Source organism: Sphingomonas cremea (assembly GCF_021502585.1).
GTDB classification, from domain to species: domain Bacteria; phylum Pseudomonadota; class Alphaproteobacteria; order Sphingomonadales; family Sphingomonadaceae; genus Sphingomicrobium; species Sphingomicrobium cremea.
In genome coordinates this window covers 174925-200754 of sequence record NZ_JAKFGM010000001.1, presented here as the reverse complement: position 1 = coordinate 200754, position 25830 = coordinate 174925, and the positions used below count along the sequence as shown (strand labels likewise).

Below are 25830 nucleotides of genomic sequence, written 5' to 3'. Positions count from 1 at the left end.
ACTTTGTTTTCCCGTTCAATCGGCAAGGCATCGGCCGCTCGCTTCCTGTTCTTCCGGGGTCGCGCCGACCACCTCGCAATAAATCGCCTCTTCAAGTTCGTCGGCCGACGGCACCTGGGTCCGTCCATCGCCGGTAAGGAACGGATATTCCAGCACCATCCGGTTGGCATCGATCTTACTGAGGTAGATGGAGGCGATGTTCGCCTCCGGTGCGTTGACCAGGAATAGCTGCTTCTGGTCTGCCGCCTTGGGGTCGATCAGCGGCTTTTCCTTGAACAGGCCCTTTGCACAGGAGCGTTCAAATGCGGCGGCAAAGTTGGCCTTGAACTCGCCCAGCAATGCCGAACCCTGGCCAAACGGCTGAGCGCCATTTTCCATCGCGAGTGTTGGTGGCATGCATTGGTTGGCCGGTTGTTCGACCGCCGCCGCATTGGTAACCGGGTCCGAATTTGTTTCGGGCTGCGCATCATGCCCGCACGAAGCAAGCAGCAGACTGGCAAGCAAAGGCAGGCCCCTGGTCATGCCGCCTTTACCCGCATCGGCTCCTCGGCCTCCATCGCCTTAAGGCCCAGCTTGGCGAACAGCGCAGCATCCGCATTGTCGCCGGCGTTGGCGGCCGTCAGCAGCTTATCGCCGGTGAAAATGCTGTTGGCGCCCGCCAGGAAGCAAAGTGCCTGCGTCGATTCACTCATGCTCTCGCGGCCGGCCGACAGGCGGACCATCGATCGCGGCATGGTGATCCGCGCCACCGCGACCGTGCGAACGAACTCGATGTCGTCGATCATCCGCTCGCCCGCGAACATGTCGCCAAGCACCGTGCCCTTGACCGGGACCAGCGCGTTGATCGGCACGCTTTCCGGGTGGAGCGGCAGCGTCGCCAGCGCGTGGATGAAGCCGACGCGGTCTTCGCGGCTTTCGCCCATGCCGACGATCCCGCCGCAGCAGACGCTGATCCCGACGCTGCGCACTTCCTCAAGCGTGTCGAGCCGGTCCTGGAAGGTCCGGGTCGAGATGATCTCGCCATAATGTTCGGGCGAGGTGTCGATGTTGTGGTTGTAATAGTCGAGGCCGGCATCCTTAAGTGCGCGCGCCTGGCTGCCGGTCAGCATGCCGAGCGTCATGCAGGTTTCCAGCCCCATCGCCTTCACGCCGGCGACCATCTGGCACACCTTGTCCATGTCGCGGTTCTTGGGCTCCCGCCACGCGGCGCCCATGCAGAAGCGCTGCGAGCCTTGGCGCTTGGCCTCGGCCGCCGCGGCCAGCACCGCGTCGACGTCCATCAATTTCTCGGCCTTGAGACCACTCTTGGCGTGGGCGGATTGCGAGCAATAGCCGCAGTCCTCGGGGCAGCCGCCCGTCTTGATCGACAGCAGGGTGCACAGCTGCACCTCGCCCGCCGCGTGGTTGACGCGATGTATCTCGGCCGCGCGGAACACGAGCTCGGTGAACGGTAGGTCGAACAGGTCGGTGATTTCGGCGCGGGTCCAGTTGGTAGGCATCGTCATCACTCTCATCACATCCTGAACACGCCGAACTGCGGCTTGTCGGGGATTGGCGCGTTGAGGCAGGCCGCGAAGGCCAGGCCCAGCACGTCCCGCGTCTGCACCGGGTCGATGATCCCGTCGTCCCACAGCCGTGCGGTGGCGTGCCACGGGTTACCCTGCGCCTCATAATCATCGCGGATCGGCCGCTTGAACGCCTCTGCTTCCTCCGCCGTCCATTTGGCCGCATCGGCGTGGACCGTTGCGAGCACGCTCGCCGCCTGCTCACCGCCCATCACGCTAATCCGGCTGTTGGGCCAGGTGAACAGGAAGCGGGGCGAATAGGCGCGGCCACACATGCCGTAGTTGCCGGCGCCGAAGCTGCCGCCGATCAGCACGGTGACCTTGGGAACGGTGGCGGTGGCGACGGCGGTGACCAACTTGGCGCCATGCTTGGCGATTCCCTCCGCCTCATATTTGCCGCCGACCATGAAGCCGGAGATATTCTGCAGGAACAGCAAGGGAATGCGGCGCTGGCAGGCGAGCTCGATGAAGTGGGCGCCCTTAACCGCGCTCTCGCTGAACAGCACGCCGTTGTTGGCGAGGATCGCGACCGGCATTCCCCAGATATGGGCAAAGCCGCATACCAGGGATGAGCCGAACAAAGGCTTGAACTCGTGAAACTCGGAGCCATCGACGATGCGGGCGATCACCTCATGCACGTCATAGGGCGCGCGGACATCCTCGGGGATGATCGAGTAAAGTTCTTCGGCGTCGTAGTGTGGAGGGCGCGGCTCGCGCAGTTCGAGCCCCGCCCCCACTTCGCTTCCCAAGTGCGAAACGATATCGCGGACGATGGTCAGTGCATGTTCGTCATTCTCGGCGAGATGATCGACCACGCCCGACTTGCGCGCATGAAGGTCGCCGCCGCCCAAGTCCTCCGCGCTGATCTCCTCGCCCGTTGCTGCCTTAACCAGCGGCGGACCGGCGAGGAAGATGGTGCCCTGGTTACGGACGATGATGCTCTCGTCGCTCATGGCCGGGACATAGGCGCCGCCCGCGGTGCAGCTGCCCATCACGCAGGCGATCTGGGCGATGCCCTTCGAGCTCATATTGGCCTGGTTGAAGAAGATGCGGCCGAAATGATCGCGGTCGGGGAATACCTCCGCCTGGTGGGGCAGGTTGGCGCCCCCGCTGTCGACCAGGTAGATGCATGGCAGCCGGTTGGCCTCGGCAATTTCCTGCGCGCGGAGATGCTTCTTGACCGTGAGCGGATAATAGGTGCCGCCCTTCACCGTTGCATCATTGGCGACGATCATCACCTGCCGCCCCGACACGCGGCCGACGCCGGCGATCATGCCTGCACCGGGCACCTCGCGATGATAAAGGTCGCAAGCCGCGAGCTGGCCGATTTCCAGGAACGGCGATCCGGGGTCGAGCAGCCGCTCGACCCGGTCGCGGGGAAGCAGCTTGCCACGCGAGATATGGCGCTCCCGCGACTTCTCGTTGCCGCCCTTGGCTGCCTTGGCGACATCCTTGCGCAGCTTTTCAGCCAGTGCGCGATTGTGCGCGGCACGAGCACGCGATTCCTCGCTGGACAGGTCGATCTTCGTATCGAGCCGCGGTGCGCTCATTGGAACCTCCCGGCAATGCCGGCGCGAAGTGAATTCGCGCCGTCGGTCCTGTCCGCAGAGCGGCAGGCCGTCCGGAGCTCGCGAACTCTTCGCGCTGTTTCGTGATTGCTGCGCAATCCCTCTCCTGCGCTCGGCTGCTCGCTCATCTGACCCAAATCCCCGTTTGTCGAAACCTTCTAGTGCCCTGCGCGTAGCGTCCCCAATGCGACTTGCAAAGCGGCGGAGTCAGACCGGCCGCGCCAAGGGAGAAAGAAATGCGCCACAAGACACTTGTCCTGCTGCTCGGCAGCGCCGGCCTTGCGCTCGGAGCGGCGGCCTGCCGGAGCGGCACGACCGACAATCAGGTCGAAGCAACTGCGGCCAGCAAGTCGGGCATCGAACTTGCCTCGATGGACAAGAGCGTGAAGCCCGGCGACGACTTTTTCAATTACGCCAACGGCAGCTGGTTCAAGAACACCGAAATCCCGGCCGACCGCAGCTCTATCGGCGCCTTCTACATCACCCAGCAGGAGCTGGAGAAGCGGATGGATTCGCTGATGGCGGACGTCGCCAAGTCGGACGCCGCAGCGGGCTCAAACGAACGCAAGGTCGCCGATTATCGCGGCGCCTTCATGGACCAGGCGGGGATCGATGCGCGGACCCTGCCCGCGCTCAAGGCCGACATCGACCGGTTCGAAGCGATCGCCGACAAGCGCGCGCTGGCATCGGCGATCGGATCGACCATTCGCGCCGACGTCGACCCATTGAATGCGACCGACCTTCAAACCGAGAATTTGTTCGGAATCTTCGTCACCCAGTCGATGTCCGACCCGTCGAAGAACGTCCCCTATCTGCTGCAGGGCGGCATCGGCCTGCCCGACCGCGACTATTACATTTCGTCCGACCCGGAGATGGCGAAGATCCGCAACGCCTATAAGCCCTTCATCACGAAGTCGCTGGCCGCAGCCGGCCTCGACAATGCCGAAGCGCGGGCCAAGCGAGTCTATGACCTGGAAGCCAAGATTGCTGCTGCGCACGCGACGATCGTCGAGACCGAAGACAGCTTCAAGGCCAATAATCCGTGGAGCCAGGCCGACTTCGCCAAGAAGGCGCCGGGCCTGGACTGGAACGCCTTTTTCCAGGGTGCGCAGCTGGCGACCGTCCCGACCATCGTCGTCTGGCATCCGGAGCCGACCCGCAAACTCGCCGCGCTGGTCGCGTCGGAGCCGCTGGAGGCGTGGAAGGATTGGCTAGCGTTCCACCAGATCATCCAGTCGGGCCCGGTGCTTCCGACCCAAATGCATAAGGATGATTTCGCCTTCTTCGGCACGACCCTGACCGGTGCGCCGGAGGAGCGGCCGCGCGACAAGCAGTTGCAGCAAAGTTTGAACGGGCTGCTCGGCGACGCCGTCGGCCAGCTCTACGTCGCCAAATATTTCCCGGCGTCGGAGAAGACCGAGATCGACAAGATGGTCGGCGGCATAAAGTCAGCCTTCGACAAGCGGATCGCCGCGCTTGAATGGATGGCCCCGGAGACCAAGAAGGAAGCCCGCGCCAAGGTGACGACGATGCATGTCGGCGTCGGTTATCCCGACAAGTGGCGCGACTATTCCACGCTCGAAATCAAGCCTGACGATGCCTATGGAAATTACCAGCGGGCATTGCAGTTCGAATACCGCCACCAACTGTCAAAGCTGGGCCAGGCGCCCGACAAGAACGAGTGGTGGATGGTCCCGCAAATCGTCAATGCGATCAACATCCCGCTTCAGAACGCATTGAACTTCCCCGCCGGAATCCTCGAAGTCCCCTTTTACCATCGCGGCGCGGACGCGGCCGCCAACTATGGCGCGATCGGTGCAGTGATCGGGCATGAGATCAGCCATAGCTTCGACAATCTCGGTTCTACCTTCGACAGCCAGGGGCGCCTCAGGAACTGGTGGACGCCAGCGGATCTCGCCAAGTTCAACCAGGCCGGCCAGGCACTCGTCGCTCAATATGACGGCTATGAGGCGCTACCCGGCCTGCACCTGAAGGGACGCCAGACGCTGGCCGAAAATATCGCCGACGTGGCAGGCCTGTCCGCGGCCTACGACGCCTACAAGGCATCGCTGGGCGGCAAGGAGGCGCCGGTGATCGACGGCTTTACGGGCGACCAGCGCTTCTTCATTGCCTATGCCCAGACCTGGGCGACCAAGATGCGCGACGCCGCTCTCCGCGCTCGCATCGCAACGGATGGCCATGCACCAGGCCAATATCGCGCGCTCACAGTGCGCAACCTCGATCCGTGGTACTCGGCGTTCAATGTGAAGCCGGGCGACAAGCTTTACCTTGCGCCCGAGAAGCGCGTGAAAGTCTGGTGACTTACTGAGCCTGCGCCGGCTGCGGACGGCCGGCGCGGGCCAGGACGTAATCGACGATGGCGTCGCGCTCGCGCGAAGTCAGTTGCGAGAAATGGTTGCGCGCCATGTCGGACATCATTCCGAGTTCCTTCTTCACCTTGCCCTCGCCGGTGGTAAGCAGGCGGGTCAGTTCTGCTTCGCTGTAAGCTCCTGCAACGTCGAGATTGGGCGTAAAGCCCTCATATCCCTGAAGTTGGCTGTTGTGGCATGCCGTGCAGGTCGTCTCGACCAGATAACGGCCCCATTCATGCTCCTTCCCCATGTCGGAGGGCAGGTTGGCGCGATATCGCGCTATTTGTTGCTGGGCATCGCCGAAGCCCCGCTCGACATCCTCGTAAAAACCCTTGCCCTTCTTGATCGGCGGCAACTGCGTCCCTGCCGGCTTGAAGCTACGGATGTAGGCCTTGAGCGCCTCGTAATCGTCGTCGCTCAGGAACTGGAATGACTCCACCGGCATGAACCAGAATTCGCGGCCATCCTTGGGCACGCCGTGGCGGAACAGCTTGTCGAGGTCGGCATCGCTATACTTTTCGAGCAGGAGCGTGACATTTGGGGCGTTCATGTCCCCATAGTTGGGGTCGTCTGCGGTGACGTTCTTGCCCTGAAGATTCTCGCCGTGGCAGCCGGTGCAGTCGAGGATCGTTGCGAGGCGTTTGCCGTGCGCGATCTTGGCGGCGTCGTCCTTGTAGTCGGCGCCTTCAAAGCTCAAAGCGGCAGGCGTCGCCGACACTGGTGCCTTGCCGTCCTCGGAACCGTTGCGATTGCATGCGGCCAGGCCTGCAAACGCCAGCAGAATCACGAAATTCTTCATCACGCCCCTCCCCTGCTAGGAGCGGCATTAACGCAAAAGCGCGCTCGCCGCGATCAGGCCCCGATCAGCTCACGGCCGATCAGCATGCGGCGGATTTCGTTGGTGCCGGCGCCGATATCGAGCAGCTTGGCGTCACGCATGTAGCGTTCGACTGGCCAGTCTTTGGTGTAACCAGCGCCGCCCAATGCCTGAACGGCTTCCCCGGCGACCTTGAATGCGCTTTCGCTGGCCAACAGGATAGCGCCCGCCGCGTCGAAACGGGTTGTCCGGCCTGCGTCGCAATTCTTGGCGACCTGATAGACATAGGCACGCGCGCTATTGAGCGCTACATACATGTCGGCGACCTTCGCCTGCATCAGCTGGAAGGCGCCGATCGGCTTACCGAACTGCTTTCGCTCACGGACGTAGGGGATGACCACGTCGAGGCAGGCCTGCATGATGCCAAGCTGGATCCCGGCGAGCACGGTCCGCTCATAATCCAGGCCGCTCATCAGCACGCCGACCCCGCCGTTTTCCGGGCCCATGATATTTTCGGCCGGGACAAAGCAATCGTTGAACACCAGTTCCGCGGTCGGACTTCCGCGCATGCCCATCTTGTCGACCTTCTGGCCGATCGAGAAGCCTTCCATGCTCTTTTCGATGATGAAGGTCGTGATGCCGCGGCTGCCGTCTTCGGGCGACGTCTTGGCGTAGACGACCAGCGTGTCGGCGTGGGAGCCATTGGTGATCCAGAATTTGGTGCCATTGAGGCGATAGCCGTTGCCCGACTTGTCGGCACGGAGCTTCATTCCGACGACATCGCTTCCGGCGCCCGCCTCGCTCATCGCCAGCGCACCGACATGTTCGCCGCTGATCAGCTTGGGCAGATATTTCTTCTTCTGGTCCTCGTTCGCCCAGCGGCGGATCTGGTTGACGCACAGATTGCTGTGCGCGCCGTAGCTGAGCCCGACCGAGGCCGAGGCGCGGGCGACTTCTTCCTGGGCGATGACATGCTCAAGGTAGCCGAGCCCAAGCCCGCCCCATTCTTCCTCGACCGTGATGCCATGCAGGCCGAGTTCGCCCATCTGCGGCCATAGCTCGACCGGAAAGCGGTCCTTTTCGTCGATCTCGGCGGCGATCGGCGCGATCTTGTCGGCAGCGAAACGCTGCGTCGTATCGCGGATCGTCTCCGCCATCTCGCCCAGGTCGAAGTCCAGGCCGGCCATCTCGCTCATCACATTCTCCCTTGCCGCGCGCCTAGCATCGCGTTCGGCATTTGAACAAGGCGCTCCCGGCGCTTATGTGCACCTGCAACATAATCGAAATCCTCCGGAGTCGAATTGCCATGGCCACCGATCCAATCGTCATCCTGTCTACCGCACGCACCCCAATGGGCTCGATGCAAGGCACTCTTGCCGATGTTTCCGCCACCGACCTCGGGGCGACCGTGGTCAAGGCAGCGGTGGAGCGGGCCGGGATCAAAGGCGATGAGATTGATCGGATTTACATGGGCTGCGTGCTTCCCGCCGGCCTCGGCCAGGCCCCGGCGCGCCAGGCAGCGATCAAGGCTGGCCTGCCCAAGTCGGTACAGGCGACCACTGTCAACAAGGTCTGCGGTTCCGGAATGCAGACGGTCATCATGGCCGAGGAAGCGCTGAAGGCCGGCAATGCCGACTTGATCGTCGCCGGCGGCATGGAGTCGATGACCAATGCGCCCTACCTGCTCAAGAAGCATCGCTCGGGCGCACGCATCGGCCATGACACCGCCTATGACCATATGTTCCTCGATGGCCTCGAGGACGCTTATGAGCCGGGCCGGGCAATGGGCACCTTCGCCCAGGAAACCGCCAACCAGTATCAGCTGACCCGCGAAGAGCAGGACAATTATTCGATCGAGAGCCTTTCGCGCGCCAAGGCGGCGATCGACAGTGGCGCCTTCAAGGAGGAGATCGTTCCGGTCGTCATCCAGGGCCGTGGCGGCGAAACGGTGGTCGACACCGACGAGGCCCCGGGCCGCGGCCGCCCGGACAAGATTCCGACACTGAAGCCAGCCTTCGCCAAGGACGGCACCATCACTGCCGCGACCAGCTCTTCGATTTCGGACGGCGCCGCCGCGCTGGTGCTGACCCGCCAGTCGGATGCCGACGCCAAGGGCCTGAAACCGGTCGCCCGGATCGTCGCATCCGCCGCCCACGCCCGCGAGCCGAGCGAGTTCACCATCGCCCCTGCCGGCGCGATCGAAAAGGTGCTGAAGAAGGCCGGCTGGAGCGTCGACGACGTCGACCTGTTCGAGGTCAACGAGGCCTTCGCCTGCGTTGCGATGTTCGCGATGCGCGACCTTGGCATTCCGCACGACAAGATCAACGTCCATGGCGGCGCCACCGCGCTCGGCCACCCGATCGGTGCCAGCGGCGCTCGCCTGATCGTCACGCTGATCGGTGCGCTCAAGGCCAAGGGCAAGAAGCGTGGCGTTGCCTCCCTTTGCATCGGCGGCGGCGAAGCGACGGCCGTGGCGGTCGAACTGGCCTGACCACATCAGGTGCGCTGAGCCGGCAAAGCTGCTAACGCGACTCCCCTCGTCAAACAGGGAGAGAGATATGCGGATCGTGATGACTTCACTGGCCGTGCTGGCGCTCGTTGCTTGCAACAAGCCGGCAGAAACGACCACCGACGCGAACGCCGTCGACACAAACATGGCCATGGACGAAAATGCGGCGATGGATGCCAATTTGGCGACGCCTGCCGGCTTCCAGATCAACGAAACGACCTGGGAGTTCACGCGCGAAGGCAAGGCTACGACCGAGTCGATCGACGCCAGCGGCAATTATGTCGCCTGGTCTGGCGACAAGCATATCGACCATGGAACGGCGGTGATGAAGGACGACAAGGCCTGCTTCACCAGCGCGATGGATAAGGAAGGCGAGGTCTGCTGGACCACGTCGCCGGTCGAGATCGGCGCGTCGATGGATACGACCAGCGACAAGGGCGAGAAGCTGACCGTCAAGCGCGTCGCCTTCATGGCGGTTCCTGACGCGGTTAAGCCCTAACCTATCCTTGTGAGGGCGGCGCGACGGGGGTGCGCCGCCCCAACATAAGCTGACAGCGCGATATTCGGTCGAGTCCCTCCTCTCGCCACGTTGGCGAACGCGAAGAGCAGGCCATCCAATCGTCAACTTGCCATACTTGACTCCGTACCATGGTACGGAAGCTAAGGATCGTCCGACTCGTTAAACGGGCAAGGACGAACAATGACCAAAGTTGAATTCGTAAGCGCCGCGGCGGCTAAGCGCGCGGCTATCCATCGCATGGTGATGCCCGGGCACGTCTGCCCCTGGGGCCTGAAGGCCAAGCATCTGCTGGAAAGCAATGGCTATCAGGTTGAAGATCGTCATCTCACGAGCCGTGATGAAATCGACGCCTTCAAGGCGAAGCACAAAGTCGCGACGACTCCGCAGATCTTTATCAATGGCGTGCGGGTTGGCGGCTACGACGATTTAAAGCGCTTCCTCGGCAAGGCCGTGCGCGACCCGAACGGCACGACCTATGTTCCGGTCATCGCCCTGTTCGCGATTTCGGCGCTCGGCGCGCTTGCGCTCAGTACATCGGTTTTCGGTACGCCATTCACCATCCGGGCTGGCGAGTGGTTCATCGGATTATCGATGATCGTCCTGGCGCTCCTGAAGCTGCAGGATGTCGAGAAATTCTCGGCAATGTTTCTCAACTACGACCTGCTGTCGCAACGCTGGGTGCCCTATGCCAGCCTATACCCGCTGCTTGAGGGCGTAACCGGCATTTTGATGCTGTCTGATCGCCTGATCTGGCTTGCCGCGCCAGTCACGCTGTTCATCGGACTTGAAGGAGCGATCTCGGTATTCAAGGCGGTCTACGTCGACCGGCGAGAGCTAAAATGTGCATGCGTCGGCGGATCGTCGAACGTGCCGTTGGGATTCATCTCATTGACCGAAAACCTGATGATGATCGTGATGGCGGTCTGGATGGGCCGGATGCTGGTTGGCTAGCGCTTTCCCGCATAGGCCATGCATTCGACCTCAAGCAACGCGCCCAGCGCCAGGCCGTCCGCGCCGAAGGCACTGCGCGCGGGCTTGGGGGCGTCGCCGAAATAGCCGACATAGATTTTGTTGAATGCGGGCCAGTCGGCCATGTTGTCGAGCATCACCGTGCATTTGACGACGTCGCCCCAGCCAAGCCCGGCGCCTTTCAGAACGGCGGCGATATTGTCCATCGCCTGCCGGGACTGCGCCTCGATCCCTTCCGGCAACTTGTTGTCGGCGCCGATACCGATCTGTCCCGACAAATAAAGCATGTCGCCTACCCGTACCGCCTGGGAGAAGGGCAGTGGCTGGCCATTCAGCGTCGGCTTGCCGATATGCTCGATGACCGGGCGCTGCGCAGCGGACGACTGGGTACTGGAACTAAAGGCAAAAATGATCGAGGCAGTCGCAAGCCAAACGCTTTTCATCTCATGTCTCCCCATGTTCCCAGGTCAGTCGTCCACAACCTCATTTTCGTCGGTGCCCCAGACGTCGCCTTGCGCGATCCAGCCCTTGCGCTTGCCGATCTGGATTTGGCACCATGTCCCGTCACATTTTTCAATGCGGCCGACGACGCCTGCCTCCGCGCGATATCGCACCGGCGCATTGGCCTCCGGCTTTACGCGGATGTTGCGGGGTTCGCCCGGCTTTACGATCCCGGTTCGCCTGTCACTGAGCAACGTCACCAGCATCCAGCCCTGCTGGCCGTCCGGATCCTCGATCTTCCGCCAGTTGGGATAGGTCTGAACGACGCGGATGGGCAGATCCCGGCGCTTGTAAAGCCAGATGCCGGGATAGTTGCGCCCGGGCCCGCTGCGCATCATCGCTTCGCCACTGGCGATCGAGGCCCAGTAAGGCGGCTTCTTGTCCTGCGCGCTCGCAGTCGTCGCGACCGCAAGCAACAACGCAACGCACAGCCCCCGCTTCAGCATCAAGCCCCCGTCAGGATACGGTCGACAAGTTGCTTTACGGTCGGCACGAAGCCGTTCGAATAAAATGGGTCGCTCTTGAACCGGAATGCCGCATGTCCGGCGAACATCAGGTTCTGCTCGACCGGCCCGCCGTGGGCGATATCCTGAAGCGTCTTCTGGATGCAGAAGCTCCTCGGATCGGCTAGCCTTCCGGTCGAATTCTTCTCATTGTCCGCCCAGGACGAGAAAGCGCATTGCGACAGGCAGCCCATGCAATCGGCCTGGTCCTTGCGGATGATCTTTTCATCCTCGGGCGTCACGAACACCAGCGTATCGTCGGGCGTCTTCATGGCATTGGTGAAGCCCGCGCCAAACCATTCGCGGGCGTGCTGCAGGTCGCCCTTGGTCACCCAGTAATTCTTCTTGGTCCCGATCCCCACGTCGAGTTCGAACGCATGGTCGCCGATCGGTTCCTTGGTGAATGCGATTTGCCGTTCGCTGCGAGATTCGAGACAGCGCAGGAAAGGATTGCGGACCGCCGAGGAATAGAAGCCGGTCGGCGAGAAGCGGTGGAGCAGCACATCGCCCTCCTCCAGCGTCATCAACCGCGCCTTCCATTCGGGTGGAATCGGGCTTTCCTGGGTCAGCAGCGGACGGGTGCCGAACTGGAACATGATCTGCCCCAGTTCCGGATTGTCGATCCAGTCGTTCCACTCGTCGAGGCGCCAGACGCCGCCGGCCATGACGATCGGCACGCTGTCGGCAATGCCGCCTTCCCGCATTGTCTCTCGCAATGCCTTGACGCGCGGATAGGGATCCTGCGGTTTGCGCGGATCCTCGGCATTGGAGAGGCCGTTGTGGCCGCCCGCCAGCCAGGGGTCTTCATAGACGACCGCGGCAAGCCATTCCGCGGCCTTGGAATAAGCCCGCTTCCAGAGCGCGCTGAAGGCGCGGCCGGAGGAGATGATCGGCAGGTAATGAACGCCATAGGAAGCGGCGATCTCGGAAAGCTTGTAGGGCATGCCCGCGCCGCAGGTGACGCCGGTGACCATGCCCTTGGTGCGCTCCAGCACGCCGTGGAGCACGCGCTGCGCGCCGCCCATTTCCCAAAGGACGTTGATGTTGATCGCGCCCTTGCCGCCCGCCATCTCATAGGCGCGCTTGACCTGCGCCACGGCACCTTCGATCGCGTAGTGAATCAGCTCTTCGTGCCGCTCGCGCCGGGTGAGTGCCTTGTAGACCTGCGGGATGATGCGGCCTTCGGGATCGTAGCTGTCGGCATTCACTGCCGACACTGTGCCAATGCCGCCAGCCGCCGCCCAAGCGCCCGAACTGGCATGGTTGGTCGCGGAGACACCTTTACCCCCCTCGACCAGCGGCCAGACTTCCTGGCCGCCGTACAGGATGGGCTTCAAACCTTTGAACAAGTGCGTCTCCAATGGTCGTTTGCGGTCCTATAAGCCGCAAGCGGCCTCTTGGCGCGGAAAAAATGCGTTAGGCATCCAGCACATAATCCAGCCCGATGTCGACTGCAGGCGCCGACTGTGTGATGCGACCGACGGAAATATAGTCGACCCCGGTTTCTGCAATGGCGCGGATGCTGTCCAAATTCACCCCGCCAGACGCCTCCAACGGAACGCGTCCGGCTACCAGTTTGACAGCTTCGCAGAGCAAATCTGGCTTCATATTGTCGAGCAGAAGGCGATCGGCGCCAGCCACCAGCGCCGGTTCAATCTGCTCAATCCGGTCGACTTCGACCTGGATCGGCAATCCGCTGCCATATTCCTTGGCCGCGCGAACAGCTTCGGCCACTCCACCGGCTACGCCGACGTGATTGTCCTTGATCAGCAATCCGTCATCCAATCGCATGCGATGATTTTCGGCTCCGCCCATGCGCGCCGCATATTTTTCGAGCAGCCGCAGGCCCGGAATTGTCTTGCGAGTATCGAGCAGGATGGCGCCCGTGCCCTCAATCGCGTCGACATAGCGACGAGTCATGGTGGCGATTCCAGACAGATGCTGGAGCGTGTTGAGCGCCGACCGCTCGGCCGCAAGCATGGCTCGCGCGTTGCCATTCAACCGAAGCAACACCGCACCGACCGGAACTGCCTCGCCGTCACGCACCAGTCGCTCGATCTGCACTTCTCTATCGAGCGCGCGGAAAAACGCGGCGGCGATTTCCAGTCCCGCGACGACGATAGGCTCTCGGCAGTTCATCTCCGCGGTAAAGCGGGCGTGAGGGTCGATCGTCGCCTTGGAGGTGACATCGCCGCCAGAGCCCAAATCTTCGGCAAGCACCCGGCGAACGAATTCGCTCACGTCGAATTGCGGCAGATCCGTCGTTTCGAAAGCCGCGGCGTCCATCAATCCTCCCCGAATGCGCCAGTCCTTTGGCGCGACGAGCCATTTGACTCAAGTGCCCGGCGCTTCGGCCAGCTGGTCGCCCGACACGCTTTGCCAGTGTGCGCCATGGCGAATATAGCTTTCGGCGTTGCGCGACCGATAGTTATCGCCGTTCCAAGCCTGCACCGACACCTTCGCTTCCCCCTTGACGATTTCCAGCAGGTTGAAGCTCTGCTCCTCTTCGCGCAATCGGGTCGATGTCGCGGTCCCCGCCTGAATCACCAGTGCGGGCCCCGCGTCAGTCACCAGGTCCCTCGCCTGGTGTGTCGACGCCCGATGGTTATGCCCGGCAAGAAGCAAATCGACCCCAGCCTCGGCGATAGCCCGCAACGCCAATTCCTGGCGGCCGACTGCTTCTCCAAGTTCCGGTCCCTCGCCAACCGGTAGAGCGAACATCGGATGATGGGTGACGAGGATCCGCACGGTTTCCCGGCCGGTTCGAGCGAACGATTCCCGGATGAAGGCCACTTGCTCGTCGTTGATTCGCCCGTCCTTGAAGGTCAGCGATCGCGCCGTGTTGATACCCAGCACCGCAGCACCGGGAAGTTCGTGATAAGGGCAGAGCGTATCGTCGATGTAACGCCGATATCGGCTCAGCGGCGACATGAAGCGACGCAAGACATCGTAGAGTGGCACATCGTGATTGCCGGGAACGCCGAGCACCTCATGGCCCGCATCATTCAACCGCTCCAGGAAACGGCAGGCTTCCTTGAACTGCTCGGTTCGGGCGCGCTGGGTAAAATCGCCGGATATTACCACAAGGTCAGGCTTGGCTTCTTCGAGCCGCTCTTCGACCGCCGCCACAAGGCGGTCGTCATGGGCGCCGAAGTGCAGGTCCGAAAGGTGCGCGATGCGAGCCATGGCCAATAAACGCGGGGCAATTGCAATCGCTCCGCTTGCCTCGCATGGTCGCGTCGATGGACCGCACCGAAGCGAACACGGGCACCCGCGATGTCAGCGAAAGGCTTCGCTTCGATGTCGCGGCTCTTGAGCGCTGGATGGATGAACATGTCGACGGCTTCGCCGGTCCCCTGACAGTCAGCCAGTTCCGGGGCGGCCAATCCAACCCGACCTACCGCCTGGACACGCCGGCAGGTCGCGCCTTCGTGCTTCGCCGCAAACCGCCGGGTAAGCTCCTTCCCGGAGCCCATGCTGTCGAGCGTGAGGCGCGAGTGATGAGCGCGCTGGGTGCGCATGGCTTTCCAGTGCCCCATGTCCACGGCCTCTGCGAAGACGAAAGCATTATCGGCACGCCCTTTTTCGTCATGGACCTGGTGGAAGGGCGCATCGTCTGGGAGGCGTCATTCCCCGGCCTGTCGCCCATCGAGCGCGCGGCCCATTTCGATGCGATGAACGCAACGATTGCGCAGCTGCACAGCTATGACCCAGTCGCGATCGGGCTGGCCGACTATGGCCGGGCCTCGGGCTTCGTCGAACGGCAGGTCGCCCGATGGTCGAAGCAATATGCATCCGATGTCGAGGCCGGCCGACTTGCGCAGATGGATGCCGTGGTCGATTGGCTGGAGAAACACCTGCCGCCCGACAGCGGTGACGCACGCGTGGTCCATGGCGATTTTCGCTGCGACAATATGATCTTTGCGCCCACCGAGCCGCGGGTCGCCGCAGTGTTGGACTGGGAACTGTCGACCGTTGGCGATCCGGCTGCCGATTTCGTATACAACCTGCTGATGTATCGCATGCCGGCCGGTATCTTTACCGGCCTTGCAGGGCTCGATCTTGCCGCGCTCGGCATTCCCTCGGAGCAGGAATATATCGAGGCATATTGCCGCCGCACCGGTCGCGGCAATCTTCCCAACGTCGACTATCTGATGGTGTTTGTGATGTTCCGCCTTGCTGCCATCCTTCATGGCATCAAGGGGCGGCTTGCGCGCGGCAACGCGTCATCGGCCCATGCGGCACAAATGGTAGGCCAACTCGAGCCGCTAGCCGATCTTGCACTCGCGCAGGCACGCGAAGCGCGTCTCTGACTGGCCGCGGCGGTAAAAAAAATTTATCGCAAGTTAATCGCTTCGGGCTGCATGATTCGCTGCCCCAGCCGACGGGGGTCAAGGCTATGCGCGATTTTGAGGGTGAGAGCCGCTGAGCGTGGACGAGCCGCGTCGCAGATGGGGCACCAGTCCCGACCCGCTTGAGGGCGACGAACGGCCGACGGTCGAAGGAGTCGTGCGGGAGCTTCGGCGCGTTCCCCTTACCCGCTTGCTGGGCACCGCGCTAATCATTCTCTGGGCCATCCTTTTCGCCCGCTACAGTTGGGAATTGCCAGTCAGCGTCGGCAGCGATGCAAAGCTGCACTTCCCGGCTCGATCAGGCGAACCGCTTCAAACCGTGCCGATCGCTACCGATGCGGAACGCGCCCTGTTCGATTTCCGCCAGGCGACATCGGAGCGGAGGAACAAGATCGGCCAAGACAGCCGCATCATTCTGATCCCCTATACGCAAGATACTGTGCAGGCGACTGAGAAGCGCTCACCGCTAGACCGGGCGATCCTGGCGCGAGCGCTCGCCAACATCGACAAGATGGGCGCAAAATCGATCGGAATCGACATTTTGATCGACCAGCCGCAACGGGAAGATCCCCAGCTGCTTGCCGTGATGAAGGAGATGAAGACCCCAGTCTGGCTGGCCTATGCCACGCGCCAGTCGGCTGGCTCAGAAGAAATCCTGCAATGGCAGCAGCAATTCATGAACCGGTGGTTCGCCACGCTTGCCGGCAGCAAGGTTCGGCCGGCGTCGGTCCGGCTCCAGCCGGATAGCGACAATGTCCTCCGGCGCTGGCCGTCGCCGCCGCCAGGCCTGCCGCCACTTTTGCCAATTGCGGTGACCGGTGCCCCGCCTGACTTTTCCTACACGGGCAGCATCGATTTTCGCACATCGAACGGCACCGACCTTTTCAACAAGATACCAATCGACATGTACGCCCTGCCTGAAGTGCCGGCGCTAGTCGCCGACCAGGTCAAGGGCCGGATCGTTTTGATCGGTGGCGATTTTCCAAACCTCGACCAATTTGAAAGCCCTGCCAGCCGACTAGACAAGCCAACTGTCAGTGGCCTGGAAGCGCATGCGACCATGGCTGCACAATTGCTGGACCGGCGACTCCCGCGGCCGGCGGGGCCAGTTTCGCTATGGGCGCTCGCAATCATTGTCGTCCTATGCGGCGCTTTCACCGCAATGCTGGACATCCGACCGTGGGTGGGGGCCCTGTTGGTGCTCGGGCAGCTAATATTATTCGGCTTTGCACCCTTCTATTTCGAATGGAGCGGTATCGACACCTATGGACTGCCAGCGTTTGGCTGGCTGGGTGGCTGGGCGCTGGCCTATGCCGCGACCGGCGCGGCGGTGCGCGCATTGGGTTCGGAGCAGCGCCGCTACGCCCAATCGGCTCTCGGCAAATATTTGCCGCGCGATATCGCCGCGCAGATCCTGCGGGATCCGAAGAAGCTGTCGCTGACCGGTGAAAAACGCGCGCTCTATACTTTGTTCACGGACATTGAGGGCTTCACCGAACTGAGCCACCGACTTCCGCCGGAACGGGTCGCGACCCTGCTCAATGCCTATCTCGACGGGATGAGTGACATTGTCCTCGAACATGGCGGCACAATCGACAAATTTGTCGGCGACGCCGTGGTGGCCTTTTGGGGTGCTCCAATCGCCCGGGACGACGACGCCGATCGAGCAACCGCGGCACTGCTGGCGATGAACCGGTTCACCCGCGAATTCTCGGCAACGCACAATGAACCCGGCGCTGAGTTCGGCCGCACCCGCGCCGGACTACATTATGGCTTCGCCGTCGTCGGCAATTTCGGCGGAGAAGGCCGTCTTAGTTACACCGCACTTGGCGACGCGATGAACTGCGCGGCGCGGCTTGAAGGCGCCAACAAATATCTGAAATCCGTCGCCCTGGTCAGCGACGAGGCGCGCAGTCAAACGAGCTTCGATGTCTTCCGCCCGATGGGACGGATCATCCTTTCAGGCCGCGCCACGCCCGTTGTCGTGTGGGAGCCGGTGCCCGATTTCGATCCGGCGGTTCGAGTAAAGCTTGTCCGATTATGGGAGGCATTTGACCAGGGCGACTCCTCCGCCCTCGACGCAATCGAACAAATTTGCTTAACCCATGATAAGGATGCCGCTCTTTCGGCCTTTGCTTGCCGCCTTCGGGAAGCAGGGCCGGGGGGCGCTGTCCGGCTCAAGGAGAAATGACATGGCTCGCGTGTTGCTCGCCATCGCCAGTGCCGCGCTCATCGTCTCCACCTCTGCCGCCGCCGCGGTGCTAGTCGTGCGCTCGTCGGGGCCATCCGCGACCGCCTACCCGCCTGGGAAGGCGCTGCCCGATACGCATATGCTCAAGCTCAAGGCGAGCGACACGGTCGTCCTGCTTGACTCCCGCGGCACACGCACACTGCATGGACCTGGCAGCTTCAGCGTGCTGGCTAGCGCAACCCCGGCCGCTGGAGCGGCAAATACTGCTGGCACCAGCGCGCGCCGGATTCGCCTTGGGGCAGTCCGCGGCATCGGAACACGCAGTGTCTGGCAAGCCGATCTTGGCCGCTCGGGCAACGTCTGCGTCGCCAACGCCAGCGAGCTGACCCTGTATCGCGCCGATGCCAGCAATGCGGCCGATGTGACGCTGGTCGATTCGACCGGAAAGAAGGCGGATGTCTACTTCGAAGCAGGCCAATCCGATGCCGCTTGGCCAACCGCCCTTCCGGTGACCTCCGGCGCAAGAATCAACGTGACGGGCCTCGCCGAGCCGGCCACGCTCACTTTGCGCATCCTGTCGCCTGCGCCCTCGGGGCTGGAGGGAATGGCTCAAAGCCTCATCCGGGCCGACTGCCAGGCGCAGTTGGATGTATTGATCAACACATTCAGCGCGAGATCGGAAGGTTAGTGCCGCTATGACCATGGCGCTCGGTCTTTACCTGGGTATATTTGCCGCGGCACTCGGGGCGCTGCTGTCGCGCTCGCGCCTGATCAGTCATTTGCTGCTGGGGCTGACGGGCCTGTTCGGCCTGCTTTATGGCCTGGTCTCGTACGGGCTGATGGCAATGGTGTTGCCTTTCCTGATGCTCATCGTGGCAGGCGTCCAGGCGGCCAGCGTGATAGGTGCCGACCGCGCGGCCAAATTCGACGATGACGAAAAGACCATGTTCTCCGGCCCGCTTGCGGGGCTGGGTCGAGCGCAGGCGCGCCGATTGATCGATCAGGGCATGTGGATCGAGGGCCGCCCGGGCGACGTGCTGGTCCGCGAAGGCGAGCCAGCGGCGCAGCTTTATTTCCTGGCCACGGGCGCCGGCGACGTTCACTCCCGCGGCAATCTGGTCGGCCGGGTCGTTCCCGGTCAGTTGATCGGTGAGGCGACAGTGCTTGGCGAGTCAGCCGCGATCGCGACCGTCACGCTCACCCAGCCCTCACGCTTCTGGTGCGCGCAGGGCCGGGCGCTCAACGCCTTTTTGGCCGCCAATCCGGACGCGCGTCATGCGCTTGAGCACAGCTTCACGATCAGCCTGCGTGAAAAGCTGGATGCGATGAACCGCGCAGCTGCCCCAACCGCCTAGTCGGTTGGGCTCGATAAAAGCGTCAGCCAAGCAAGCCGTCGGCCAACAGCAACAGCATCTTCACGTCAATTGCGCAGCCTTCGGCGCGCTTCCGCGACACAAAGTCAGCAATTTCCGATCGCGGCACGAAATGGACCACGATGTCCTCATGCTCGTTGCCGCCGCCGTCGCCGATGCGCGTCAATTCATGTGCCCGGACCAGGGTGAAGCCCTCGCCGACCATTCCCGGTGAACTGAAGAATTCGCCCAGCACTTCGATCCGCTCCGCGGTAAAGCCTGTCTCTTCCTCCAGCTCCTTGATGGCCGTGTCTTCGACCCCTGCGTCGGGATCTTCGTCGCCGACCAGGCCGGCAGGAAGCTCGATGCATTGGCGGCCAAGCGGAACGCGATACTGTTCGACTAGCACGACCTTTCCGTCATGCTTGGCCAGGATCACAACCGCGTGGACCCCGCCGCAACGCTCGACATATTCCCACGTCCCTTCACGGACGACGCGGATATATTTGCCTTCCCATTCGACCTTACGCTCGCCCATCACAACTCAATCAGCTTGTCTGGGATTTCATTGGTATCGGTGGAGCTCTTGGGAAAATGTTCGGCCAGCACGCCGCCTATGAGTTCCACTGCGGCCACGATGCCGTCGCCCGGCCGACCGGCCTTCACATGGGTTACGAGCGCGGCCATCGCCTCTCCCCAGGTTTCGGGCGTCGTCACCGCGGTAATCGCCTCGTCGCCGATGATCTCGGCACGATGTTCGCCCATCGACAGGTAAATGAGGATGCCCGTACGCCCGATCGTCCGTCGCTCGCCGCCGGTTTTGAACAGCATCACGGCCCGCCGCCGGACCCGCCGGGTCTTGGTCGATCCAGGGGTCAGCGCCAGCCGAAGCGGCATCCATTTGAGGATGAACAGCACGACCAGGAATTTGGCCAGCGCGAAGCCGAGCAACAGCGTCAGCAGCTCGCGCAGGGTCGGTTCCGCCGACCAGCCCATCAGCCGCGTCCACCAAAACTCAAGCTGGTGCGGCAAGGCAGCAAAGTAGGCGAGCACCAGGAACAGCACCAGCACCGCATAGTGCAGGCCGACGTCGTGATAGGCGTCCGACCGATCGGCGGCGATGGCGATGATTTCGCCATCGCTCTTCGCCTCGGCAGCGGCCACCGCAGCGCTCACCTTGGCGTGGTCATCGTCACTCAGTTTCAACATCACCAGCCCCCCGAAGCGCCGCCACCGCCGAACGATCCCCCACCGCCGGAGAAGCCGCCACCGCCGCCGCCCCAGCCGCCGCCACGGCCGCCTCGACTGATTGCATCCAGGCCCCACAGAATGACCCATGGGCTGATGCCGCCGCGGCCCCGATAGCGCCGACCGCCGGCTCGCCGCGCAATCGAGCCGATGATGACGAAGAAAATGATAACGATGAAAAGCACCGGGAATGGATTGACGCTCGGCTCGCGCCGCTGGCTTTCCTGCGCGCCAATCTCCTGCGCGCGCTTGGCTGCCTCTGCCGGTGACAATGCCATCATCTGGATGATCTGATCCGCACCGGCGGATATCCCTCCGCCAAAGTCGCCGGCCTTGAACCGCGGCACGATGCTCTCGCGGATGATTACGCTCGACACGGCGTCGGTCAGGAAGACACGCGCCCCATAACCGGTTTCGATCCGGACCTTTCGCTCGTTGGGCGCAACAAGAAGGATGACCCCATCGTCCTTCTGCTCATTGCCGATCCCCCAGCTGCGCCCCAACCGATAGCCATAATCCTCGATCGTCCGCCCCTCGAGGCTGTTGACGGTGGCGATTACGAACTGCCGGCCGGTCCGCGCCTCCAGCGCCTCTGACTTGGAGCTGAGATCTACGACCTGCGCTGGCGTCAGCAGTCCCGCCTGGTCAACGATGCGACCGGTCAGCTTGGGAAAGGTCTGGGCATGGGCTGGCGTTGCGGCAAGCAGCACCGCCAGCCACAGGCCGACGAAATAGCGAATCACCTCAGCCCGCGGTGTTGAAGTCGACTTTTGGCGCTTCCTGCGCGCCCGCGGCCGCTTCGAACGGGACCTTGGGCTTGGCGCCGTAGAAGATTTTGGCGCCAATCGCGTCCGGGAAGGTGCGGATGCGGGTGTTATAGGCCTGAACCGCTTCGTTATAGTCGCGGCGAGAAACCAGGATCGAATTCTCGGTGCCTTCGATCTGGCTCTGCAGCGTCAGGAAATTCTGGTTGGATTTGAGTTCCGGATAAGCCTCTTGCAGCCGCTGCAGCGGAATTATCGCTTGGGTCAGCCGGTTCTGGGCATCGTTGAATGCTCGCACCTTGGCCGGGTCGTCGAGGTCGGCGGCGCTGAGTTGGACCCGGCCGGCGTCCGCCCGAGCCTCGGTGACAGCGATCAGGACGCCGCTTTCCTGCTTGGCATAGCCCTTCACCGTCTCGACCAGATTGGGAATGAGGTCGCTTCGGCGTTGATATTCGCTTTGAACATTGGCCCATTTGGCGTTCACATTCTCCTCGGCCGTCGGGACCGAATTGATGCCGCATCCGGCCAGCGACAGGGCGGCAAGCGGTGCGAGAATGCCGAAACGACGAAGTGCAGTCATGTCCATGTCCCCCATGTGGGTCAAAGTGGCTTATATAGGTAGGACAGTCCCAAGCCCCTTTCAATCGCGTCGGAAACAAGACAGGTTGTCAGGCGTCCACGGCACTTCGGGGGAAATCGTCATGCTTTCCGAATTCAAGGCCTTCATCGCCCGCGGCAACGTCCTCGATCTGGCTGTAGCCGTGATCATCGGCGCCGCGTTCGCCACCATCACCAAGAGCCTGACCGACGACATCATCATGCCCGTCGTCGGGGCAATCTTCGGCGGGCTGGATTTCGCCAGCTATTTCACCGTGCTGGGCCCAATCCCGGAGGGATTTGCCGGCAATCCGGCCAGCTACGCGGACCTGAAGGCCGCCGGAATTCCTGTGCTTGGCTGGGGCCAGTTCATCACCGTGCTGATCAATTTCGCGATTCTGGCCTTCGTCATCTTCCTCATTATTCGCAGCGCCACCAAGATGATGAAGCGCGGCGATGAAGCCGCGGGACCGACCGAAGTCGATTTGCTGACGGAAATCCGCGACGAGCTGAAGCGGCGCTAAAGCCGGACAAGCATCTCCGGGATCTTGTCCGATCCCGGGCCGACGTCCCAATGGACCTGACGCCCAGTGGGATGGGTGACTGGCCCGTCCTCGCTATTGTTGGTCAGGATCTCGCCGTCGGTGACGATCGTGAAGCGGCCTTCGGCACGCGATACCGGACCATCGCTGCCTTTGTCGGGCAGGCCCATCATCTTGGCGCGGGCGCTGAATGGGCCCGATCCGCCAGTCAGGGCCGGCGCCGTGACCATGACCGATCCATCGTTGCGCTGCCTTATGGTGATGAATGGGATGATGAGGTCGCTGCTGGGCATCACCGGAAAGACATAGTCCTGCCCGATCCTGCCTTCGACATGATAGTCGACCTCGAATACGCCCTTGCCCTTGTAGGTGACCGACCGCCAGCCTTTGTATTTCACCAGATTCTCGGCAAAGCGTCGGTTTGAAGCATCGTCAGCGCCCGGCAGGCCGAGCATCTGGGCCATGTTATCGGATTCCTTCATGCGCTCGGCGTTCCTCTCCGCAGCCTTCTTTTCATATTCGGACTTGAGCTTGGCTGACTCAGCCGCCGTGCAGGCGCGCACCTCATCAGATTCTTCGCTTTCGGTCCCGTCGTCGGGCTCCAGGGTGATTGGAACAATGTCCGACACGACCTGGCGCCGCCCGTCGGCGTAGCATCGCGCCATGCCGCTTTCCCACGGCCCTGCAGGCGGTCCCTTGTCGTCGGGCATTTGCAGGACGACCTCCCCACGATAATCGAGGACGAAGCTTCCGTTCTTGCGGAGGGCAAGCTCGGAATTGAATTTCCCCGGTCCCCACAGGCAACCGCTCAGCATCAGCGGCGCCACCGCGACCGCAAGCATTTTTCCCCAGTTGCGCATCCCACGCCCCCTTTGGTCGAACCTATTTCGGCTTTCCGCTGAATCCGGCTTCCTTACGCAGGGCGTCGCCATCCATCGCCGCCCCATCCAGCACGACCAGGTCGACATGACGAAGGTCGCCAATGTTCTTTTCCGGATCGCCGCTGACAAGCAACAAATCCGCTTCCTTGCCTACCGCAATCGATCCTGTGCGCTTGTCGGCCTTGACGTTGCGCGCGGCGTCGATGGTTGCGGTTGCAAGCGCCTCGGCCGGGGTCATGCCGCCTTCGACGTACAGCTCCAACTCACGAACCAGTTCGAGCCCGCTGCCGTCGGTGCCCGCAACGATGGGCACTCCAGCCTTGCGCATCACCGCCACATATTCGACCATGTGCTTGACGCTGGCGGCCGCGTCATCGCGCGTCATTCCTTCCAGCAACGGCAGCGGTCCCGACTTGAAACCCCGCTCGGTCGCCGGTGGAAGCGTGCCGACATAGGCGGTGTAGGCCGGCGAAACCTTGCCTGCCTCAGAAAGAAGTGTTCCTTCAACAACGACCAAAGTCGGATCGACGGCAATATGCTTATCGGCCAGGGTCTTGATCACCGTCCTGGTCGGCTCCGCGTTGAAGTCGACGCCCTTGAAATATTTGCCGGGGCCCAGCAGCCGCATCGTCGTGTTCGACTTCGCGACTACCTCTTCGGGCATCGCTTGCATGGTCGCGAAATAAATGTGCGTGATCTCGTCATAACCGGCGTTCACCGCATCCAGGGTGCGCATGCCCGCCGGGATATGGCCGTGGACGTGGAGCCCGAGCTTATGCGCCTCGGCCGCGGCTGGCGGAATCCATTCGGGCTTCATCGACGTATAGAATTTGACTGCAGTCAGCCCCGCGTCCTTGACCTTATGGACGGCGGCGATCGTCTCCTCGAGGCTCGACACCGTCAGGCTGCCCTGCGCGGCGAGCGGGCCTTTCTGGTCGATGATCACCGACGAGAATGTCTCAGGCGCGACTAGCGCCCCCTCGGCGCGGCGCTTGCGCTGCGACACGGCGAGCTCGATGCTCCCGCCTGGATTACGGATCGAAGTCACGCCCAGCGCGACCTCGCTGAGCACATTGAAATCGTCGGAAACATGCATGTGGCTGTCCCAAAGCCCGGGAACCAGCGTCTTTCCGGTACCGTCAATGACCTTGGCACCGGCAGGGAGCTTCGGCAGCGCCGTTCCGACGAGGCTTATCTTGCCGTCACTGACGACGACATTCTGGCCTTCGACAAAGCGCTCCTTGTCGGCGTCGTAAATCTTGACGTTGCGAAACAGGATCGGCTGCCGCGCCTCGGCGGTGAGCAGCCGCTTGGCGATGGCCGGTGTCAGCTCGGCAATCGCCGCCTCCTGGGCTGCGATAATGGGCTTAAGGTTCCCCTCATAGCCGGCCGGAAGCAAGCCAAGCCCGCCGAAGAAACCGAACAGCTTGCCTTGCTCGTCGAGCCAGACCGGCTGCGGCGATTGGTTCACGCCTTTCAGGAAATAGAGACGGATCGACTTGGGCCCAGCCGGACCGGTTACGGTCATCGTCCGCGACGGCTCGAGCGTGCCGCGCCCGGACGGCAGGAGCGATAATCCGCCCGCTCCCGCGCGGAGGAAAGTGGAAATCCCCGCATCATTGGCAAGGAATGCGCCGCCGTATGGGAAGTACATTGCCTGCCCTGCCGGTGCTTCGCCCTCATCGACCGGCGACTTCCAGTGCGCCATCGCCTGGTCGATCGCGAATGTCTCGGCGGAGTCGCCCGACGGCGTCACGCCGCGAATGACGAAGCTGACCGGCTTTCCGTCCTTGTCGAAGCGGATGACTTCGTCCTGTTCGAACACCAGGCCGCGCAGCAGGATCGATTCGCGATAGGCTACGCTGCCGTCAGGAAGCGTCCATCGCCATTCGTCGCCGTGCTTGCCGGCCTCCGACACGACCACGAAATGGTCGGCGTTGGCCGGTGGCTGCAGCAGTTGGTCCTTGGGAACCGGCGCGGCGGCAAGAGCCACAGGCGAAGCTGCAAGGCAAAGCGCGAACAGGGCACGGCGTAAATACATCAGGCGACTCCCCCGGTTGGACGGCGCAACCTGCGCGGAGTGCTGCCGAACGGCAAGCCGTGCTTCGACCAATGGACGAATTGAGGGGAAGGTGGGGAGCTTCTGTTGCCCGGTGCTCCCCGAACCGCTGGAATCCCCTTCTGTTGCCCGGTGGGGTCCAACCGCGCTTTTGTCCTTGTAACTTCAGACCGTTAGGCCCTTAGTTACGCGGCAATTGCGAGCGCCTCGTTATCGTTGGCACTTGTGTGAATGAGCCTTTAGCGGTCTGCTCATACCGATCGGCAACCAGGCCTTTACTGCACTCGTCGATCCTATTTCGCCCCCATCAGCAGCGGCGGACCCTTCAAGGTAACCGCTTCGCCGCTGGTGGTGGAGGCGCCGGGGTACTGCCCCCCGGGTCCGAAATGCCTATTCCACCAGATACTCTACCGACATAGCCGGTTTCCCGGCCCGCATAAGATAGGTGACGGCCGCCTACCAAGCAAGTGATTGACAAAATGCGTCCCGCTACGGAACCGTGGCATAGTGGTTGCGTTGG

General features: G+C 62.5%; 25 protein-coding genes and 1 other RNA gene. 9 read left to right on the top strand and 17 right to left on the bottom strand.

The window, feature by feature from the left end; genetic code table 11:
• Positions 1-15: 15 nt before the first annotated feature.
• From LVY65_RS01010 to LVY65_RS01000, 3 genes are read right to left on the bottom strand one after another with little or no spacing between them, the layout of a single operon-like run.
• Positions 16-522, bottom strand: a complete 507-nt coding sequence (locus LVY65_RS01010; protein WP_235066152.1) for a hypothetical protein — start codon at positions 520-522, stop codon at positions 16-18.
• The gene (bioB, locus tag LVY65_RS01005) at positions 519-1514 is read right to left on the bottom strand and encodes a biotin synthase BioB (protein ID WP_408021952.1); all 996 of its coding nucleotides are present in this window, start codon (positions 1512-1514) and stop codon (positions 519-521) included. Before bioB ends, LVY65_RS01010 begins: the two co-directional genes overlap by 4 nt.
• Positions 1514-3115, bottom strand: a complete 1602-nt coding sequence (locus LVY65_RS01000) for a carboxyl transferase domain-containing protein (RefSeq protein ID WP_235066151.1) — start codon at positions 3113-3115, stop codon at positions 1514-1516. The genes bioB and LVY65_RS01000 overlap by 1 nt, the downstream gene beginning before the upstream one ends.
• A gap of 254 nt (positions 3116-3369) precedes the next feature.
• Between LVY65_RS01000 and LVY65_RS00995 the strand changes: the two genes are divergently transcribed.
• Positions 3370-5454: a M13 family metallopeptidase gene (locus LVY65_RS00995; protein ID WP_235066150.1), complete on the top strand. Its 2085-nt coding sequence runs from the start codon at positions 3370-3372 to the stop codon at positions 5452-5454.
• 1 nt (position 5455) lies between these two features.
• Here the strand turns inward: LVY65_RS00995 and LVY65_RS00990 are convergent, their stop codons facing one another.
• Both LVY65_RS00990 and LVY65_RS00985 read right to left on the bottom strand, forming a co-directional pair.
• Positions 5456-6304, bottom strand: coding sequence for a c-type cytochrome (locus tag LVY65_RS00990; protein ID WP_235066149.1), 849 nt, complete (start codon positions 6302-6304; stop codon positions 5456-5458).
• Between the two features lie 53 nt (positions 6305-6357).
• Positions 6358-7509, bottom strand: coding sequence for an isovaleryl-CoA dehydrogenase (locus LVY65_RS00985; protein ID WP_235067138.1), 1152 nt, complete (start codon positions 7507-7509; stop codon positions 6358-6360).
• A gap of 119 nt (positions 7510-7628) precedes the next feature.
• Between LVY65_RS00985 and LVY65_RS00980 the strand changes: the two genes are divergently transcribed.
• The 3 genes from LVY65_RS00980 (at position 7629) to LVY65_RS00970 (ending at position 10302) form a co-directional block, all read left to right on the top strand.
• Positions 7629-8813 carry an acetyl-CoA C-acyltransferase gene (locus LVY65_RS00980; protein WP_235066148.1) on the top strand — a complete coding sequence of 395 codons (1185 nt, stop codon included), beginning with the start codon at positions 7629-7631 and terminating at the stop codon, positions 8811-8813.
• A gap of 67 nt (positions 8814-8880) precedes the next feature.
• A complete protein-coding gene (locus LVY65_RS00975) occupies positions 8881-9330 on the top strand; it encodes a hypothetical protein (RefSeq protein ID WP_235066147.1) in 450 nt (149 codons plus the stop codon).
• A 201-nt stretch (positions 9331-9531) separates the two neighbouring features.
• Entirely contained in the window at positions 9532-10302 is a 771-nt protein-coding gene (locus LVY65_RS00970) for a glutaredoxin family protein (protein ID WP_235066146.1), read from the top strand.
• Here LVY65_RS00970 and LVY65_RS00965 read toward each other — a convergent pair.
• The 5 genes from LVY65_RS00965 to LVY65_RS00945 form a co-directional block, all read right to left on the bottom strand.
• Positions 10299-10763 carry a RidA family protein gene (locus LVY65_RS00965; protein ID WP_235066145.1) on the bottom strand — a complete coding sequence of 155 codons (465 nt, stop codon included), beginning with the start codon at positions 10761-10763 and terminating at the stop codon, positions 10299-10301. The two genes, LVY65_RS00970 and LVY65_RS00965, sit on opposite strands and share 4 nt — an antisense overlap.
• 24 nt (positions 10764-10787) lie before the next feature.
• Positions 10788-11267, bottom strand: coding sequence for an SH3 domain-containing protein (locus tag LVY65_RS00960; RefSeq protein WP_235066144.1), 480 nt, complete (start codon positions 11265-11267; stop codon positions 10788-10790).
• On the bottom strand, positions 11267-12673 hold the full coding sequence (locus tag LVY65_RS00955; protein ID WP_235066143.1) for an NAD(P)H-dependent flavin oxidoreductase: 1407 nt from the start codon (positions 12671-12673) through the stop codon (positions 11267-11269). The genes LVY65_RS00960 and LVY65_RS00955 overlap by 1 nt, the downstream gene beginning before the upstream one ends.
• A gap of 67 nt (positions 12674-12740) precedes the next feature.
• Positions 12741-13610 carry a carboxylating nicotinate-nucleotide diphosphorylase gene (gene nadC / locus LVY65_RS00950; RefSeq protein ID WP_235066142.1) on the bottom strand — a complete coding sequence of 290 codons (870 nt, stop codon included), beginning with the start codon at positions 13608-13610 and terminating at the stop codon, positions 12741-12743.
• Between the two features lie 48 nt (positions 13611-13658).
• Positions 13659-14510 carry a metallophosphoesterase family protein gene (locus LVY65_RS00945; RefSeq protein WP_235066141.1) on the bottom strand — a complete coding sequence of 284 codons (852 nt, stop codon included), beginning with the start codon at positions 14508-14510 and terminating at the stop codon, positions 13659-13661.
• A gap of 56 nt (positions 14511-14566) precedes the next feature.
• Between LVY65_RS00945 and LVY65_RS00940 the strand changes: the two genes are divergently transcribed.
• The 4 genes from LVY65_RS00940 (at position 14567) to LVY65_RS00925 (ending at position 19222) form a co-directional block, all read left to right on the top strand.
• The gene (locus LVY65_RS00940) at positions 14567-15637 is read left to right on the top strand and encodes a phosphotransferase family protein (RefSeq protein WP_235066140.1); all 1071 of its coding nucleotides are present in this window, start codon (positions 14567-14569) and stop codon (positions 15635-15637) included.
• A gap of 118 nt (positions 15638-15755) precedes the next feature.
• Positions 15756-17867, top strand: a complete 2112-nt coding sequence (locus LVY65_RS00935) for a CHASE2 domain-containing protein (RefSeq protein WP_235066139.1) — start codon at positions 15756-15758, stop codon at positions 17865-17867.
• A 1-nt stretch (position 17868) separates the two neighbouring features.
• Positions 17869-18555, top strand: a complete 687-nt coding sequence (locus LVY65_RS00930; protein WP_235066138.1) for a hypothetical protein — start codon at positions 17869-17871, stop codon at positions 18553-18555.
• 7 nt (positions 18556-18562) lie between these two features.
• Positions 18563-19222, top strand: coding sequence for a cyclic nucleotide-binding domain-containing protein (locus LVY65_RS00925; protein ID WP_235066137.1), 660 nt, complete (start codon positions 18563-18565; stop codon positions 19220-19222).
• 22 nt (positions 19223-19244) lie between these two features.
• On the opposite strand, the gene LVY65_RS00920 is transcribed toward LVY65_RS00925, so the two are convergent.
• Genes LVY65_RS00920 through LVY65_RS00905 form a run of 4 tightly spaced genes read right to left on the bottom strand, consistent with a single transcriptional unit; the run spans position 19245 to position 21811 of the window.
• Positions 19245-19757 (bottom strand): NUDIX hydrolase, encoded by a 513-nt coding sequence (locus LVY65_RS00920; protein ID WP_235066136.1) that lies wholly within the window; start codon positions 19755-19757, stop codon positions 19245-19247.
• Complete coding sequence (locus LVY65_RS00915; RefSeq protein WP_235066135.1) at positions 19757-20431, bottom strand: TPM domain-containing protein; 675 nt, start codon at positions 20429-20431, stop codon at positions 19757-19759. Before LVY65_RS00915 ends, LVY65_RS00920 begins: the two co-directional genes overlap by 1 nt.
• Positions 20428-21210 (bottom strand): TPM domain-containing protein, encoded by a 783-nt coding sequence (locus tag LVY65_RS00910; protein ID WP_235066134.1) that lies wholly within the window; start codon positions 21208-21210, stop codon positions 20428-20430. The genes LVY65_RS00915 and LVY65_RS00910 overlap by 4 nt, the downstream gene beginning before the upstream one ends.
• Before the next feature lies 1 nt (position 21211).
• Positions 21212-21811: a LemA family protein gene (locus LVY65_RS00905; RefSeq protein ID WP_235066133.1), complete on the bottom strand. Its 600-nt coding sequence runs from the start codon at positions 21809-21811 to the stop codon at positions 21212-21214.
• Positions 21812-21932: 121 nt separating this feature from the next.
• Between LVY65_RS00905 and mscL the strand changes: the two genes are divergently transcribed.
• Entirely contained in the window at positions 21933-22352 is a 420-nt protein-coding gene (mscL, locus tag LVY65_RS00900) for a large conductance mechanosensitive channel protein MscL (protein ID WP_268828551.1), read from the top strand.
• On the opposite strand, the gene LVY65_RS00895 is transcribed toward mscL, so the two are convergent.
• The 3 genes from LVY65_RS00895 to ssrA form a co-directional block, all read right to left on the bottom strand.
• Positions 22349-23230 carry a hypothetical protein gene (locus LVY65_RS00895; RefSeq protein WP_235066132.1) on the bottom strand — a complete coding sequence of 294 codons (882 nt, stop codon included), beginning with the start codon at positions 23228-23230 and terminating at the stop codon, positions 22349-22351. The genes mscL and LVY65_RS00895 overlap by 4 nt on opposite strands.
• Positions 23231-23252: 22 nt before the next feature.
• Complete coding sequence (locus LVY65_RS00890) at positions 23253-25292, bottom strand: amidohydrolase family protein (protein WP_235066131.1); 2040 nt, start codon at positions 25290-25292, stop codon at positions 23253-23255.
• A 129-nt stretch (positions 25293-25421) separates the two neighbouring features.
• Positions 25422-25781: a transfer-messenger RNA gene (ssrA, locus tag LVY65_RS00885) on the bottom strand.
• Positions 25782-25830 lie beyond the last annotated feature (49 nt).